A 549-nucleotide genomic window follows, 5' to 3' on the forward strand; every position below is an offset into this window, starting at 1 on the left:
GGGAACCTGCGGTTGGATCACCTCCTTACCTAATGATACTGATTCTGTGAAGTGTTCACACAGATTGTCTGATGAAAGAAATCGAGCGGTTAGAAGACCTTATAGGCTTGTAGCTCAGGTGGTTAGAGCGCACCCCTGATAAGGGTGAGGTCGGTGGTTCAAGTCCACTCAGGCCTACCAAAATCGTTCTTGTGCTGCGTTGCGGCGACACTTGCATACTGATGTATGCGTCGCGTCACCACGCCTTGCTCAAAAACGATTTGGCAGAGGTCTAACATTCGATGGGGCTATAGCTCAGCTGGGAGAGCGCCTGCTTTGCACGCAGGAGGTCTGCGGTTCGATCCCGCATAGCTCCACCATTTACCGTCTCGAACGCCAATACTTCAGAGTGTACTGTTTGACAGTATGCTGCGAAGTATTTTGCTCTTTAACAATCTGGAACAAGCTGAAAATTGAAACGAGCAATAGTGGTTCACTACTACTATTGTGATTCTCTCAAGCTTTCACACCCGAAACATTTTCGGGTTGTGAGGTTAAGTGAATAAGCGT

General features: G+C 48.1%; 2 tRNA genes. Both read left to right on the forward strand.

The window, feature by feature from the left end:
- The first annotated feature begins 103 nt into the window (after positions 1-103).
- Positions 104-180, forward strand: a tRNA-Ile gene (locus tag J5224_RS34635).
- A 103-nt stretch (positions 181-283) separates the two neighbouring features.
- Positions 284-359: transfer RNA gene (locus J5224_RS34640), tRNA-Ala, on the forward strand.
- The last annotated feature ends 190 nt before the right edge of the window (positions 360-549 follow it).

Source organism: Candidatus Symbiopectobacterium sp. NZEC135, assembly GCF_025962695.1.